This is a genomic window from Streptococcus pseudopneumoniae, from assembly GCF_001072665.1.
Lineage (GTDB): Bacteria > Bacillota > Bacilli > Lactobacillales > Streptococcaceae > Streptococcus > Streptococcus pseudopneumoniae_S.
This window is the reverse complement of the sequence record NZ_JVJI01000104.1, coordinates 1-775: the sequence shown is the minus strand read 5'-3', so window position 1 is coordinate 775 and position 775 is coordinate 1. Positions and strand designations below refer to the sequence as shown.

Annotated in this window: 8 tRNA genes; all 8 read right to left on the bottom strand. The window is 51.0% G+C overall.

The features are described 5' to 3' along the window. Position 1: 1 nt before the first annotated feature. Positions 2-75: transfer RNA gene (locus ADH52_RS05495), tRNA-Pro, on the bottom strand. Between the two features lie 15 nt (positions 76-90). Then, positions 91-164, bottom strand: a tRNA-Arg gene (locus tag ADH52_RS05490). An 11-nt stretch (positions 165-175) separates the two neighbouring features. Beyond that, positions 176-261: transfer RNA gene (locus tag ADH52_RS05485), tRNA-Leu, on the bottom strand. Between the two features lie 7 nt (positions 262-268). Continuing rightward, positions 269-340, bottom strand: a tRNA-Gly gene (locus ADH52_RS05480). A gap of 22 nt (positions 341-362) precedes the next feature. Further along, positions 363-435, bottom strand: a tRNA-Thr gene (locus ADH52_RS05475). 18 nt (positions 436-453) lie between these two features. Then, a tRNA-Leu gene (locus tag ADH52_RS05470) sits at positions 454-535 on the bottom strand. A gap of 5 nt (positions 536-540) precedes the next feature. Next, a tRNA-Lys gene (locus ADH52_RS05465) sits at positions 541-613 on the bottom strand. Between the two features lie 24 nt (positions 614-637). Then, a tRNA-Asp gene (locus tag ADH52_RS05460) sits at positions 638-710 on the bottom strand. Between the last annotated feature and the right edge of the window lie 65 nt (positions 711-775).

Here is a 775-nt window from a genome sequence, read left to right as displayed (position 1 = left end):
ATCGGGAAGACAGGATTCGAACCTGCGACACCTTGGTCCCAAACCAAGTACTCTACCAAGCTGAGCTACTTCCCGAGTTAAATAGAAAAATGCACCCTAGAGGAGTCGAACCTCTAACCGCCTGATTCGTAGTCAGGTACTCTATCCAGTTGAGCTAAGGGTGCTCATTAGTTTATGCCGAGGACCGGAATCGAACCGGTACGATCGTTACCAATCGCAGGATTTTAAGTCCTGTGCGTCTGCCAGTTCCGCCACCCCGGCCTCTCTAAGCGAACGACGGGATTCGAACCCGCGACCCCCACCTTGGCAAGGTGGTGTTCTACCACTGAACTACGTTCGCACTGTTTTCTTCTATCTAAAAATGCCGGCTACATGACTTGAACACGCGACCCTCTGATTACAAATCAGATGCTCTACCAACTGAGCTAAGCCGGCTCATTTATTATATCTTAATGCGGGTTAAGGGACTTGAACCCCCACGCCGTTAAGCGCCAGATCCTAAATCTGGTGCGTCTGCCAATTCCGCCAAACCCGCATATATGACCCGTACTGGGCTCGAACCAGTGACCCATTGATTAAAAGTCAATTGCTCTACCAACTGAGCTAACGAGTCTAAAATAACTTACGTTATCTTAAACGGTCCCGACGGGAATCGAACCCGCGATCTTCGCCGTGACAGGGCGACGTGATAACCGCTACACTACGGGACCTTTGGGAGTTAACGGGATCGAACCGCTGACCCTCTGCTTGTAAGGCAGATGCTCTCCCAGCTGAG